Below are 12,926 nucleotides of genomic sequence, written 5' to 3' on the forward strand. Positions count from 1 at the left end.
CCCACATTTGGAATGCATTCCCCTGTGGGAGGGGGCTTGCCCCCGATGCAGGCGACTGGGTCTATCAGATGTTCTGCCGATCACCCTTAGGGTCGAAGAACACCGAAGACACAACCTCCGCCTCGATCACGCTGCCATCCGCCTGGGGCGAGAACACCCGCTCACCGATGCGTTTCAAGCCGCCCTTGACCACGCCCATGGCAAACGAATAACCCAGGGAGTTGTGCGCGTAGCTGGAGGTGACATGCCCCACCATCTTCATCGGAATGGTCTGCTTCGGATCGAACACCAGTTGCGCGCCTTCCGGCAGCCACACGTTCGGGTCGATCGGCTTCAAGCCCACCAGTTGCTTGCGCTCTTCACGCACACAGTCTTCCCGGTTCATGCCGCGCCAGCCGATCCACGAGAATGGTTTGGTGCGGCCTACGCACCAGCCCATGTTCAGGTCGTCCGGGGTCATCGAGCCGTCAGTGTCCTGGCCGACGATGATGAAGCCCTTCTCGGCCCGCAGTACGTGCATGGTTTCGGTGCCGTACGGGGTCAGGTTGTACTTCTTGCCGGCCGCGACGATCTGCTCCAGCACGCCCATGGCGTAGTCGGCCTGCACGTTGACTTCGTACGACAGCTCACCGGTAAACGAGATACGGAACACCCGCGCCGGTACGCCACCCACCAAACCTTCTTTCCAGGTCATGAACGGGAAGCCGTCCTTGTCCAGGTCGATGTCGGTGACTTCCGCCAGCAGCTTGCGGCTGTTGGGGCCGGACAGGGTCATGGTCGCCCAATGGTCGGTGACCGAGGTGAAGTACACCTTGAGGTCCGGCCATTCGGTCTGTTGGTAGATTTCCAGCCACTGCAGCACACGGGCGGCGCCGCCGGTGGTGGTGGTCATCAGGAAGTGGTTGTCGGCGAGACAGGCGGTAACGCCGTCGTCGAAGACCATGCCGTCTTCCTTGCACATCAGGCCGTAGCGCGCCTTGCCCACGTCGAGCTTGGTCCAGGCGTTGGTGTAGATGCGGTTGAGGAACTCACGGGCATCCGGGCCCTGGATATCGATCTTGCCGAGGGTGGACGCATCCAGCAGGCCGACGCTGTCGCGCACGGCCAGGCATTCGCGTTTCACCGCGGCGTGCAGGTCTTCACCGTTGCGCGGGAAGTACCATGGACGTTTCCATTGGCCGACGTCTTCGAACTCGGCGCCGTTTTTCACGTGCCAGGCTTGCAGGGCGGTGTAGCGCACCGGCTCGAAGATGTGCCCACAGTGCCGGCCCGCCACCGCGCCGAAGGTCACCGGCGTGTAGTTGGGGCGGAACATGGTGGTGCCCATCTGCGGAATGGTCACGTTCAGCGAGCGCGCGGCAATCGCCAGGCCGTTGACGTTACCGAGCTTGCCCTGGTCGGTGCCGAAGCCCAGCGCGGTGTAGCGCTTGACGTGTTCCACCGACTCGAAACCTTCGCGGGTGGCCAGTTCGATGGCGGCGGCGGTAACGTCGTTTTGCAGGTCGACAAATTGCTTCGGCGCCCGTGCGGTCACTTTCTCGTGAGGCACCTGGAACAGCGCCAGGGTCGGCTCTTCCAGACGGCTCAAGGCTTTTGGCAGCGTACCTTCCACCGGGGCAAAACCGGCGTCGCTGGCGGCGCGCACGCCGCCTTCAAAACCATCGGCCAGGGAGTCGCCAAGGCCGTAGACGCCGTTGATACCACCGACGCACACGCGTTTCTGCGGGGCTTCACCCGGTACAAAGCCGAGGATGTCTTCGCGCCAGGTCGGCTTGCCGCCCAGGTGCGAGGCCAGGTGAACCACCGGGCTGTAGCCGCCGGAGCTGGCCACCAGGTCGCAGTCCAGCCATTCGCCGGGGCTGGTGACTTTATGCGCCTTGACGTCGATCGCGGCGATACGCGCAGCGGTCACGCGCTTGGTGCCACGGGCCTCGATCACGGCGCTGCCGGTGAGGATCCGAATACCTTTGGCGCGGGCTTCTTCAACCAGTGCACCGCGTGGGTTGTGGCGCACATCGGCCACTGCCACCACTTGCAGGCCCGCATCCAGCCAGTCCAATGCCACGCGGTAGGCGTGGTCGTTGTTGGTCGACAGCACCAGTTTCTTGCCCGGTGCCACGCCGTAGCGGCGCACGTAAGTGGAGACCGCACCGGCCAGCATATTGCCCGGCACGTCGTTGTTGCCGTACACCAGCGGACGCTCGCACGCACCGGTGGCCAGGACCACGCGCTTGGCACGTACACGGTGGATACGCTGGCGCACCACGCCAATCGGCGCACGGTCACCGAGGTGGTCGGTAAGGCGCTCGTGGATGGTCAGGAAGTTATGGTCGTGGTAGCCGTTGACCGTGGCGCGGGGCAGCAGCACCACGTCCGGCAGGGCTTTCAATTCGGCGATAACGCTGGCAACCCATTCGGTGGCCGGCTTGCCGTCGAGGCTTTCGCGGGAGTCGAGCAGCGAACCACCGAACTCCTCCTGCTCATCGGCGATGATCACGCGCGCGCCGCTGCGGGCGGCGGCCAATGCGGCAGCCAGGCCGGCGGGGCCGGCGCCGACCACCAGCACGTCGCAGTGACGGTTGAAGTTGTCGTAGGTGTCCGGATCGTTCTCGGTCGGCGAGCGACCCAGGCCGGCGGCCTTGCGGATGTACTTCTCGTAGGTCATCCAGAACGATTGCGGGTACATGAAGGTTTTGTAGTAGAAGCCCGGTGGCATCAGCTTGCCGCCGACCTTGCCGAGGATGCCCATCATGTCGTTGTTGACGCTCGGCCAGCCGTTGGTGCTGGTGGCGACCAGGCCCTGGTACAGCGCCTGTTGCGTGGCGCGTACGTTAGGGATTTGCGTGGCTTCGGTAGCGCCGATCTGCAGCACGGCGTTCGGCTCTTCGGCACCGGCGGCGAAGATGCCCCGTGGGCGCGAGTACTTGAAGCTGCGGCCGATAATGTCGACGCCGTTGGCCAGCAAAGCGGCGGCCAGGGTGTCGCCCTCGAAGCCTTTGTAGCTCTGGCCGTTGAAGCTGAAGGTCAGGACTTTGTTACGGTCGATCCGGCCACCGTTGGACAGGCGATTGATCTGGCTCATACCTTCTCTCCAGAGGCCTTGGCGGTGAACTGAGGCTTCTCACCGATCTTGTAGGTTTCAAGAATTTCGTAGGTCACGGTGTCGCGGGTCGCGTTGAAGTACTGGCGGCAACCGGCAGCGTGAATCCACAGTTCGTGGTGCAGGCCACGGGGGTTGTCGCGGAAGAACATGTAGTCGCCCCACTCTTCATCGGTGCAGGCATTCGGGTCCAGCGGGCGCGGGATGTGCGCTTGGCCGGACGCGTGGAATTCCTCTTCGGAGCGCAGTTCGCCACAGTGAGGACAGAAGATATGCAACATAGGGAATTTCTCCTGTTAGTGGGCGACGGCCGCAGCGCCGTGTTCATCGATCAACGCACCGTTGTGGAAACGGTCGATGGAGAAAGGCGCCGCCAATGGGTGCATTTCACCCTTGGCGAGGCTGGCGGCAAATACGTTGCCTGAGCCCGGCGTGGCCTTGAAGCCACCGGTGCCCCAGCCGCAGTTGAAGAACATGTTCGGTACCGGGGTCTTGGAGATGATCGGGCACGCATCCGGCGTGGTGTCGACGATGCCGCCCCACTGACGGTTCATGCGCACCCGCGACAGCACCGGGAACATCTCGACGATGGCCTGGATGGTGTGTTCGATCACCGGGTACGAGCCGCGCTGGCCGTAGCCGTTGTAGCCGTCGATACCGGCGCCGATCACCAGGTCGCCCTTGTCGGACTGGCTGATGTAACCGTGCACGGCGTTGGACATGATCACGCTGTCGATAATCGGCTTGATCGGCTCCGACACCAGTGCTTGCAGCGGGTGGGATTCGATCGGCAGGCGGAAGCCCGCCAGGGATGCCATGTGCCCGGAGTTACCGGCGGTCACCACACCGACGCGCTTGGCGCCGATAAAACCCTTGTTGGTTTCCACACCGATGCACACGCCGTTTTCCTTGCGGAAGCCGATCACTTCGGTCTGCTGGATCAGGTCCACGCCGAGTGCGTCGGCGGCGCGGGCAAAGCCCCAGGCCACGGCATCGTGACGGGCTACGCCGCCGCGACGTTGCACGGTGGCGCCGAGCACCGGGTAGCGGGTGTTTTTCGAGCAATCCAGGTACGGAATCTCGTCGGCTACTTGCTTGGCATTCAGCAGCTCGCCATCCACGCCGTTAAGGCGGTTGGCGCTGACACGACGCTCGGAATCACGGATGTCCTGCAGGGTGTGGCACAGGTTGTAGACGCCACGCTGGGAGAACATCACGTTGTAGTTCAGGTCCTGGGACAGGCCTTCCCACAGTTTCATCGCGTGTTCGTACAGGTGCGCCGACTCGTCCCACAGGTAGTTGGAACGCACGATGGTGGTGTTGCGCGCGGTGTTACCGCCGCCCAGCCAGCCTTTCTCGACCACGGCCACGTTGGTGATGCCGTGCTCTTTCGCCAGGTAGTAGGCGGTCGCCAGACCATGCCCGCCGCCGCCGACGATAACCACGTCGTAGACCTTCTTGGGGGTCGGCGTGCGCCACATCTTCTGCCAGTTTTCGTGGTGGCTGAGGGAGTGCTTGAAGAGGCCGAAGCCCGAGTAGCGTTGCATAGTCATTACTCCAAAACCGCGCTCAGCGATAAACCGGGAAATCAGCGCACAGGGCAGACACGTGCTTGGCCACGTTGGCCTCGACGTCGGCATCGCCAAGGTTGTCGAGGATGTCGCAGATCCAACCGGCCAGCTCGATGCACTGCGGCACCTTGAAACCGCGCGTGGTCACCGCCGGGGTGCCGATGCGCAGGCCCGAGGTCACGAATGGCGACTGCGGGTCATTCGGCACGGCGTTCTTGTTGACGGTGATGTGGGCGCGACCGAGGGCGGCATCCGCCTCTTTGCCGGTGAGGCCCTGACGGATCAGGCTGACCAGGAACAGGTGGTTATCGGTGCCGCCGGACACTACATCGTAGCCGCGTTTGATAAACACGCTGGCCATGGCCTGGGCGTTGTCGATCACTTGCTGCTGGTACGCCTTGAAGCCAGGCTCCAGCGCTTCCTTGAAGCACACCGCCTTGCCGGCGATCACATGCATCAGCGGACCGCCCTGGGCGCCGGGGAAGACGGCGGCGTTGAGTTTCTTTTCAATTTCTTCGTTGGCCTTGGCCAGGATCAGACCGCCACGGGGACCGCGCAGGGTCTTGTGGGTGGTGGTGGTGACCACATCGGCGTACGGCAGCGGGTTCGGGTACAGGCCGGCAGCGACCAGGCCGGCGACGTGGGCCATGTCGACGAACAGCAGCGCGCCTACTTTGTCAGCGATAGCGCGAAAGCGTGGGAAATCCAGGGTCTTGGAGTAGGCGGAGAAACCGGCCACGACCATTTTCGGCTTGTGCTCCACCGCCAGGCGCTCGACTTCGTCGTAGTCGATCAGGCCGGTATCGGTGTTGATGCCGTACTGCACCGCGTTGTACAGCTTGCCCGAGGACGACACCTTGGCGCCGTGGGTCAAGTGACCGCCGTGGGCCAGGCTCATGCCCAGGATGGTGTCGCCCGCATTGATCAGCGCCAGGTACACGGCGCTGTTGGCGGACGAACCGGAGTGTGGCTGTACGTTGGCGTAATCGGCGCCGAACAGCTGCTTGGCGCGTTCGATGGCCAGGGCTTCGACCTTGTCCACGTGCTCGCAGCCACCGTAGTAGCGCTTGCCCGGGTAGCCTTCGGCGTATTTGTTGGTGAGGCCGCTGCCCTGGGCTTCCATCACACGCTTGCTGGTGTAGTTCTCCGACGCGATCAGCTCGATATGATCTTCCTGACGCTGCTCCTCGGCGTTCATGGCCGCCAGCAGTGCGTCGTCATATCCCTGGATCTGGTCTTGTTTGCTGAACATCGCGTCTCTCCCAGCCTTTCGTATTGTTGAGGCCCGTGCAGGGCCCTTTGATGCGATGGTAGGGCTGGCGCAGACAGGTCAAATGCCTGCGCACGCCACGCAAAGGTGCGTTTACGACATTGCCGGAACAACACGAAACAAATGTGGGAGGGGGCTTGCTCCCGACAGCGGTGTGTCAGGCGATGATGTGGCGCAGGAGCAGCAGCAGGAGGAAGTGCAGCGGATAAAGGGCGTAGGCCCAGCGGCGCATTGCTGGCGGCGAGGTGCTATGGGCATGTCGCAATAAGACCAGGCCCGCCAATGGCGCGATCAGACACGCGACCAATCCCAGGTGCGCCACCGGCGTGGCGCTATTGAGCAGGATCTGCCATTGGTTGGCGGCCACGCAGACCGATCCTGGCAACACACTGAAGTACCAAGGCCGGCGAAACACCAGCAACATCGCCACTGGCAGCAACACACCAAAGAAACCGAACATTAAGTGCGACGAAAATACCGCCGCTATCGTGACGGCGATCAACGCCAATCCTCGATCAACAAACGCCTTCTGCTGCCATCCTCGGGCAACCAGCAGCCCCAACGCCAAGGTGGGCAGCACGTTCAACGTATCGGCATCCTCGATAAACAGCCGATACGGCACTTCGCTGATCACGCTGAACAGCAACAGCCAGCCCAGGTAGCGCCATTGCCCGGTCACCGGCGCATTTCGGGCCCGGTGCAGGTTCGCCGCAATCGCCAGGCAAAACCACGGGAACGCCAGGCGCCCCGGCACATACAGGCCATCGAGGCTCAAACCGACATAACGCAGGTGGTCGAGCACCATGCTCAGCAGCGCCAGCCACTTGAGCAAATCCAAAGCGCCATCACGGACGCGTCCGACAGGCATCGTTTCAGAACCGTGCATAATTCCCCAGTGACTTTGCATTTACAGTGCGTGCGCAGCGCCAACCTTCTTGGTTACAGTGCGCACCAACATCGACCACAGGAATGGGCCATGACCGACAAGAGCCAACAATTCGCCAGTGACAACTATTCGGGCATTTGCCCCGAAGCCTGGGCCGCCATGGAACAAGCCAACCAGGGTCATCAACGTGCCTACGGTGATGATGAATGGACCCACCGCGCCGCCGACGGTTTCCGCAACCTGTTCGAAACCGACTGCGAAGTGTTCTTCGCCTTCAACGGAACGGCCGCTAACTCCCTGGCGCTGTCCTCCTTGTGCCAGAGCTACCATAGCGTGATTTGCTCGGAAACCGCCCACGTCGAAACCGACGAATGCGGCGCGCCGGAGTTTTTCTCCAACGGCTCCAAGCTGCTCACCGCCCGCACCGAAAACGGCAAGCTGACCCCGGAATCGATCCGCGAGATCGCCCTCAAGCGCCAGGACATCCACTACCCCAAACCCCGCGTAGTGACCCTGACCCAAGCCACCGAAGTCGGCAGCGTCTACACCCCGGAAGAAATCCGCGCCATCAGTGCGACCTGCAAGGAACTGGGGCTGAACCTGCACATGGACGGCGCACGTTTTTCCAACGCCTGTGCGTTCCTCGGCTGCTCACCCGCCGACCTGACCTGGAAAGCCGGAGTGGACGTATTGTGCTTTGGCGGCACCAAGAACGGCATGGCCGTGGGTGAGGCCATCCTGTTCTTCAACCACAAGCTGGCCGAAGATTTCGACTACCGCTGCAAACAGGCCGGCCAACTGGCCTCGAAAATGCGTTTCCTCTCCGCCCCCTGGGTGGGCTTGCTGGAAAACGACGCCTGGCTCAAACATGCGCGCCACGCCAACCACTGCGCACAATTGCTCAGCAGCCTGGTGGCGGATATTCCCGGTGTGGAGTTGATGTTCCCGGTGCAGGCCAACGGCGTGTTCCTGCAACTGTCGGAACCGGCGATTGCCGCGCTGACGGCCAAGGGCTGGCGCTTCTATACCTTCATCGGCAAAGGCGGGGCGCGGTTCATGTGCGCGTGGGATACCGACGAAGAGCGAGTACGGGAATTGGCCGCAGACATCCGCGAAGTCATGGGCGCCTGACAATGACTCACTGATGTACATAAAACAAATGTGGGAGGGAGCAAGCCCCCTCCCACATTTGGATTGTGTTGTGCCTGCTCGAGCAATCAGAACTCGATGCGCACATCGCCCTTCGGTACGCTGCAGCACGACAGGATGTAGCCTTCGGCTTCGTCTTCCTCGGTAATCCCGCCGTTGTGGTCCATCTCGACCTCACCGCCCAGCTTCATCACCTTGCACGTTCCGCAAATCCCCATGCCGCAGGCTTTCGGAATCAACAGCCCAAGCTTGGCCGCCGCTGCGTGGACGGTCTCGCCAGGTGCGACGCGAATGCTCTTGCCTGAGGCGATGAACTCCACCTGGTGCAGATCCGCCAGATCGATTTCCGGCGCATCCGCCGCTTGCTCGGCCTGCTCCACCGCGTCGGCGCGGGCTTCCGGCGGCGTGGCGCCGAAGGATTCCTCGTGGTAGCGCGCCATGTCGAAACCGGCGACTTCCAACAGGCGTTTCACCGCATTCATGTAGGGCGTCGGGCCGCAGCAGAACACTTCGCGCTCAAGGAAGTCGGGCACCATCAGTTCGAGCATCTTGTGGTTCAGGTAACCGCGATAACCCGCCCAGGGCTCACCCAGGCCGTGCTTCTCACAGATCAGGTGCAGGCTGAAGTTGTCGATCCGCGACGCCATATGCTCCAGCTCGCGGTGGTAGATGATGTCCTTGGGCGAGCGGGCACTGTGGATAAACGTCATGTCGACGTTGGCGTTGGTGTCGTAGAACCAGCGGGCCATGGACATCACCGGCGTGATCCCCACGCCGCCACTGAGGTACAGCACTTTCGGGCTGGGGAAGTCGATGGCATTGAACAGCCCGACCGGCCCGTGCACCGCCAATTCCTGGCCTTCATGCAGGGTGTCGTGCAGCCAGTTGGACACCTTGCCGCCCGGCACACGCTTGATGGTCACCGAGAAGCTGTAGGGCACCGACGGCGAACTGGAAATGGTGTACGAGCGCATGATCGGCTGGCCGTCGATTTCCAGCTCCAGGGTGACGAACTGCCCCGGCTTGAAAAAGAACAGGATCGGCTGGTCGGCCATAAAGCAGAAGGTGCGCACATCCCAGGTTTCCTGGATGACTTTGACGCAACGGACGATGTGCCGACCATTGGCCCAGGTCTGGGTGGTTACCGGATTCAGGAAATTATTGGACATGTTGTTCTCCACCGCCGACGTCGGCCTTATGGTGGCGATTCTGCGTAACGCGGGAACCGCCCATTTACCTATCTGCGACATTCACATACTTATCGCGACCAGCCCCCATGCCACGGGGGTTGCGCGTCGGGAACAGAGTGGGCCATGTCGCTCATGGATAAGGTTCGGCGCATCAGCAGCCCCACACTCGCTCCCAACAACGACGTTTTCTTTACGCCTTGCTGCAAACCTGATCAGCCACTATTCGTCGGCCACACAGAATGGCCATGAGGACACACACGATGGACGTCACCGCAACCTTAAGCTTGGGCGATCCGCTGGAACCCGCACGCAAGGCCACCGCGCAAATGCTGCAAGAGCGCGAGCGCACGTTTTCGCTGCCGCAGCCGTTCTACTCTGATGAGCGGCTGTTTGATATCGACATGCAGGAGATCTTCCAGAAAGAGTGGTTGATCGCCGGCATGACCTGCGAGATCCCCAGCAAGGGCAACTACCTGACCCTGCAAGTGGGCAAGAACCCGATCATCGTGATCCGTGGCGCCGAAGGCGTGGTGCATGCGTTCCATAACGTGTGTCGCCACCGTGGCTCGCGCCTGTGCACCAGCGACAAGGGCAAGGTTGCCAAGCTGGTGTGCCACTACCACCAGTGGACCTACGAGCTGGACGGTCGCCTGCTGTTCGCCGGCACCGAGATGGGCGCCGATTTCGACATGAAGCAATACGGCCTCAAGCCGGTGAACGTGAAGACCGCCGGCGGCTACATCTTCATCAGCCTGGCCGAGAACCCGCCGGCCATCGATGATTTCCTGTCGACGCTGAACCACTACATGGAACCCTACGACATGGAGAACACCAAGGTGGCGGTGCAAACCACCTTGATGGAAAAGGCCAACTGGAAGCTGGTGCTGGAAAACAACCGCGAGTGCTACCACTGCAATGCGTCGCACCCCGAGCTGTTGAAAACCCTGCTGGAATGGGACGACGTCACCGACCCACGCGCCGACCAGGCCTTCAAGGACCATGTCGCCGCTTCGGCCGCTGCCTGGGATGCCGAGAAGATCCCTTACGCCCACGCCAGCTTCGGCCTGCGTAACCGTATCGTGCGCATGCCGCTGCTCAAGGGCACCGTGTCGATGACCCTGGACGGCAAGCAGGGCTGCGCCAAGCTGATGGGCCGCATCAAGAACCCCGACCTCGGCTCGATGCGCATCCTGCACCTGCCGCATTCCTGGAACCACTGCATGGGCGATCACATCATCGTGTTCACGGTGTGGCCGATCAGCGCCCAGGAAACCATGGTGACCACCAAGTGGCTGGTGCACAAGGACGCCGTGGAAGGCGTGGACTACGACGTGGAGCGCATGCGCCAGGTATGGGACGCCACCAACGACCAGGACCGTCGCCTGGCCGAAGAGAACCAGCGCGGGATCAACTCCACCGCCTACCAGCCTGGCCCGTACTCCAAGACCTATGAGTTCGGCGTGGTGAACTTCGTGGACTGGTACAGCGAGCGCATGTTGAACAACCTCGGCGCAGCGCCGGCGCCTTACCTGAAAGGCGTGGCTGCGCACGAGTAACCGATACCCACAGCTCAAAACTGTGGGAGGGGGCTTGCCCCCTCCCACACTTGAACCTCACACTGCTTAATATTTGATCGACTGTCTCGCAGACCACTGCCAGCCTGCCCTCCAGCCTTTACCCAACAACTTATCCACAAAGCCACCCACAGCAATTGTGGGCAACTGCGCTATCCCATCAAAATTAATTGAAGAAAATCCGTGACTTATTCAAGTTGACGGTTCCAGCGGCATATTGATCATTTATTGATCAAAACCCTAAAAGCCACGTAGAACGTGACCTGTAGCGGTACGCAAACACCTTACCCACAGAACCGCCAACAGACTTTGGGGGCAACTTCGGCAGCGCTGTGGAAAACCGCGTCAAACCTTCATATACCAAGGGTTTCAGCTATATTCCTGGGGTTTAACGGCAATTTGATCAATAAACAACCAGACGACGGAAAGCCTCTATTCATAAGGCCTGTAGCGGATAGCAAACATCTTATCCACAGAAGCGCCAACAGACTTTGGGGGCAAGTCCGAACACCCCTTCAACCTTATCCACACGAAAAAGCACCTAAAAACCGTGACTTAGCTTGGTTATTTTTCGTACAACGGCTTACAGACGTTGATTTACGGGGGTTGTGGAGACTCACGAACATCTTATCCACAGCTACGCTCACAGCGTTTGTGGGTAAACCCACAACCTGTACAAAAAACACCCAGCATCTACACTCATCCTTGCAGTCAATTCCATGGCCTGGGTTAACGCGGAAGTCCTTGGCAGCCTGATCGGGAGGAAGAACGGTGATGTGGCAGGGCAAACCCAGCCATCACTGCGCCAAAGGTTTTACGCTGATTGAATTACTACTGACGCTGGCCCTGCTGGCCACGCTTGCGACAGTGGCTTATCCGCTGACAGCATTGATGGGTAAACGTGATCGAGAACTGGACCTGCAACGCTCGCTGCGGGAAATCCGGCGTGCGATCGATGCCTACAAAGACGCCAGTGACGATGGCCGCATTGAAAAGAGCATCACTGACAGCGGTTATCCACCCTCCCTGCACGTATTGGTCGAGGGGGTGACGGACAAGACCAACCTTCAGGGCAACAAACTCTATTTCCTGCGACGCATTCCCCGCGATCCCGTGTGCGAGTGCCCTGAACGTGCGCCCGCAGAAACCTGGCAACTGCGCAGCTACAAGAGCACTGCGGATAACCCACAAGAGGGAGAAGATGTATTCGACGTTTCATCCCGAAGCACCCGGGAGAGCTTGAATGGAACGTCATACAGCCAATGGTGATCGGGGCTTTACCCTGATTGAGTTGCTGGTGGTCATGGCGATCATCGCCACCCTCATGACCCTGGTCACCCCGCAGTACTTCCGCCAGCACACCAAGGCCCAGGAAACCGTGCTGCGCCACAACCTGTCTTCCATTCGCCAGGCCCTGGACCAATACCGCGAGGACCACGGCGCCAACCCCGAGTCCCTGCAAGCCCTGGTCGACCGCCGCTACCTGCGCGAGATCCCCATGGACCCGCTGACCGGCAGGCGTGATACCTGGCAACTGCAACCTTCGGACGAACAAGGCCTGGGCGATGTACGCAGCGGTGCCACGGGGACCGACACGAACGGGAACGCTTATGCCGACTGGTAAGCACAGCCAGCAGGGCTCGGTGTTCATGGGCATGTTGGTGACAGTGGCGGTGGTGGCCGTGATGCTGATGGAAGTCGGCACCCTGTGGTCCAGCGTGCTGCAGCGCGAACGCGAGCTGGAACTGCTGGCGCGGGGCAATGAAATCCGCCGGGCGATCGGCCTGTACTACGCCGCCGGCAATACCTACCCCAGGTCCCTCGAAGACCTGCTGCTCGACCGTCGCCAGCCCACCCCCCAGCGCTATCTGCGCCGCGCCTATACCGACCCGCTGACCGGCGACGCCGAGTGGGGCGTGGTGGCCGGGCCCGGCGAAAGCATCATGGGTGTGTTCAGCACGGCAAAGGGCACACCGTTCAAACAAGGCAACTTTTCAGTCATCAACCAGAGTTTTACAGGACAAGGCAGTTATCAAGGGTGGGTGTTTCTGTTTGGCCCTGGGCAGAACAACCCTGCAACCCGCATCGCTCCCAAGGGAGATCAACTGAGCAAATGATGCCGATTGAATAAGCACATTGATCGTTCCAGCCGTTCGGAACTTGTTTATCTGAATTGAGGTGGATCA

The 12,926-nt window shown here is 61.1% G+C and carries 11 protein-coding genes; 5 read left to right on the plus strand and 6 right to left on the minus strand.

The window, feature by feature from the left end:
- Positions 1–64: 64 nt before the first annotated feature.
- From J1N02_RS10860 to J1N02_RS10880, 5 genes are all read right to left on the minus strand, one after another.
- A complete protein-coding gene (locus J1N02_RS10860; RefSeq protein ID WP_414887619.1) occupies positions 65–3,082 on the minus strand; it encodes a sarcosine oxidase subunit alpha in 3,018 nt (1,005 codons plus the stop codon).
- Positions 3,079–3,381 carry a sarcosine oxidase subunit delta gene (locus J1N02_RS10865; RefSeq protein ID WP_027605979.1) on the minus strand — a complete coding sequence of 101 codons (303 nt, stop codon included), beginning with the start codon at positions 3,379–3,381 and terminating at the stop codon, positions 3,079–3,081. Before J1N02_RS10865 ends, J1N02_RS10860 begins: the two co-directional genes overlap by 4 nt.
- Before the next feature lie 15 nt (positions 3,382–3,396).
- Positions 3,397–4,647 carry a sarcosine oxidase subunit beta gene (locus tag J1N02_RS10870; RefSeq protein ID WP_010207084.1) on the minus strand — a complete coding sequence of 417 codons (1,251 nt, stop codon included), beginning with the start codon at positions 4,645–4,647 and terminating at the stop codon, positions 3,397–3,399.
- Between the two features lie 22 nt (positions 4,648–4,669).
- Positions 4,670–5,923 (minus strand): serine hydroxymethyltransferase, encoded by a 1,254-nt coding sequence (glyA, locus tag J1N02_RS10875; RefSeq protein ID WP_027605980.1) that lies wholly within the window; start codon positions 5,921–5,923, stop codon positions 4,670–4,672.
- A gap of 175 nt (positions 5,924–6,098) precedes the next feature.
- The gene (locus tag J1N02_RS10880) at positions 6,099–6,827 is read right to left on the minus strand and encodes a TraX family protein (RefSeq protein WP_092355580.1); all 729 of its coding nucleotides are present in this window, start codon (positions 6,825–6,827) and stop codon (positions 6,099–6,101) included.
- Between the two features lie 90 nt (positions 6,828–6,917).
- Between J1N02_RS10880 and J1N02_RS10885 the strand changes: the two genes are divergently transcribed.
- Positions 6,918–7,958: a threonine aldolase family protein gene (locus J1N02_RS10885; RefSeq protein WP_027605982.1), complete on the plus strand. Its 1,041-nt coding sequence runs from the start codon at positions 6,918–6,920 to the stop codon at positions 7,956–7,958.
- An 86-nt stretch (positions 7,959–8,044) separates the two neighbouring features.
- Here the strand turns inward: J1N02_RS10885 and gbcB are convergent, their stop codons facing one another.
- A complete protein-coding gene (gene gbcB / locus J1N02_RS10890; protein WP_027605983.1) occupies positions 8,045–9,145 on the minus strand; it encodes a glycine-betaine demethylase subunit GbcB in 1,101 nt (366 codons plus the stop codon).
- 281 nt (positions 9,146–9,426) lie between these two features.
- Here gbcB and gbcA point away from each other — a divergent pair, with 281 nt between their 5' ends.
- From gbcA to J1N02_RS10910, 4 genes are all read left to right on the plus strand, one after another.
- Positions 9,427–10,722 (plus strand): glycine-betaine demethylase subunit GbcA, encoded by a 1,296-nt coding sequence (gene gbcA, locus J1N02_RS10895; RefSeq protein WP_027605984.1) that lies wholly within the window; start codon positions 9,427–9,429, stop codon positions 10,720–10,722.
- Positions 10,723–11,514: 792 nt separating this feature from the next.
- Entirely contained in the window at positions 11,515–12,009 is a 495-nt protein-coding gene (locus J1N02_RS10900) for a prepilin-type N-terminal cleavage/methylation domain-containing protein (RefSeq protein WP_027605985.1), read from the plus strand.
- Entirely contained in the window at positions 11,984–12,364 is a 381-nt protein-coding gene (locus J1N02_RS10905) for a type II secretion system protein (RefSeq protein ID WP_027605986.1), read from the plus strand. Before J1N02_RS10900 ends, J1N02_RS10905 begins: the two co-directional genes overlap by 26 nt.
- Entirely contained in the window at positions 12,351–12,857 is a 507-nt protein-coding gene (locus J1N02_RS10910; protein ID WP_027605987.1) for a hypothetical protein, read from the plus strand. Before J1N02_RS10905 ends, J1N02_RS10910 begins: the two co-directional genes overlap by 14 nt.
- The last annotated feature ends 69 nt before the right edge of the window (positions 12,858–12,926 follow it).

It is taken from the genome of Pseudomonas sp. NFX5, from assembly GCF_049132125.1.
Lineage (GTDB): Bacteria > Pseudomonadota > Gammaproteobacteria > Pseudomonadales > Pseudomonadaceae > Aquipseudomonas > Aquipseudomonas marginalis.

Bases quoted from the DNA above. Each gene is read 5' to 3' on its own strand.
- J1N02_RS10860 (WP_414887619.1), bottom strand. From the start codon at position 3,082: ATGAGCCAGATCAATCGCCTGTCCAACGGTGGCCGGATCGACCGTAAC.
- J1N02_RS10865 (WP_027605979.1), bottom strand. From the start codon at position 3,381: ATGTTGCATATCTTCTGTCCTCACTGTGGCGAACTGCGCTCCGAAGAG.
- J1N02_RS10870 (WP_010207084.1), bottom strand. From the start codon at position 4,647: ATGCAACGCTACTCGGGCTTCGGCCTCTTCAAGCACTCCCTCAGCCAC.
- glyA (WP_027605980.1), bottom strand. From the start codon at position 5,923: ATGTTCAGCAAACAAGACCAGATCCAGGGATATGACGACGCACTGCTG.
- J1N02_RS10880 (WP_092355580.1), bottom strand. From the start codon at position 6,827: ATGCACGGTTCTGAAACGATGCCTGTCGGACGCGTCCGTGATGGCGCT.
- J1N02_RS10885 (WP_027605982.1), top strand. From the start codon at position 6,918: ATGACCGACAAGAGCCAACAATTCGCCAGTGACAACTATTCGGGCATT.
- gbcB (WP_027605983.1), bottom strand. From the start codon at position 9,145: ATGTCCAATAATTTCCTGAATCCGGTAACCACCCAGACCTGGGCCAAT.
- gbcA (WP_027605984.1), top strand. From the start codon at position 9,427: ATGGACGTCACCGCAACCTTAAGCTTGGGCGATCCGCTGGAACCCGCA.
- J1N02_RS10900 (WP_027605985.1), top strand. From the start codon at position 11,515: ATGTGGCAGGGCAAACCCAGCCATCACTGCGCCAAAGGTTTTACGCTG.
- J1N02_RS10905 (WP_027605986.1), top strand. From the start codon at position 11,984: ATGGAACGTCATACAGCCAATGGTGATCGGGGCTTTACCCTGATTGAG.
- J1N02_RS10910 (WP_027605987.1), top strand. From the start codon at position 12,351: ATGCCGACTGGTAAGCACAGCCAGCAGGGCTCGGTGTTCATGGGCATG.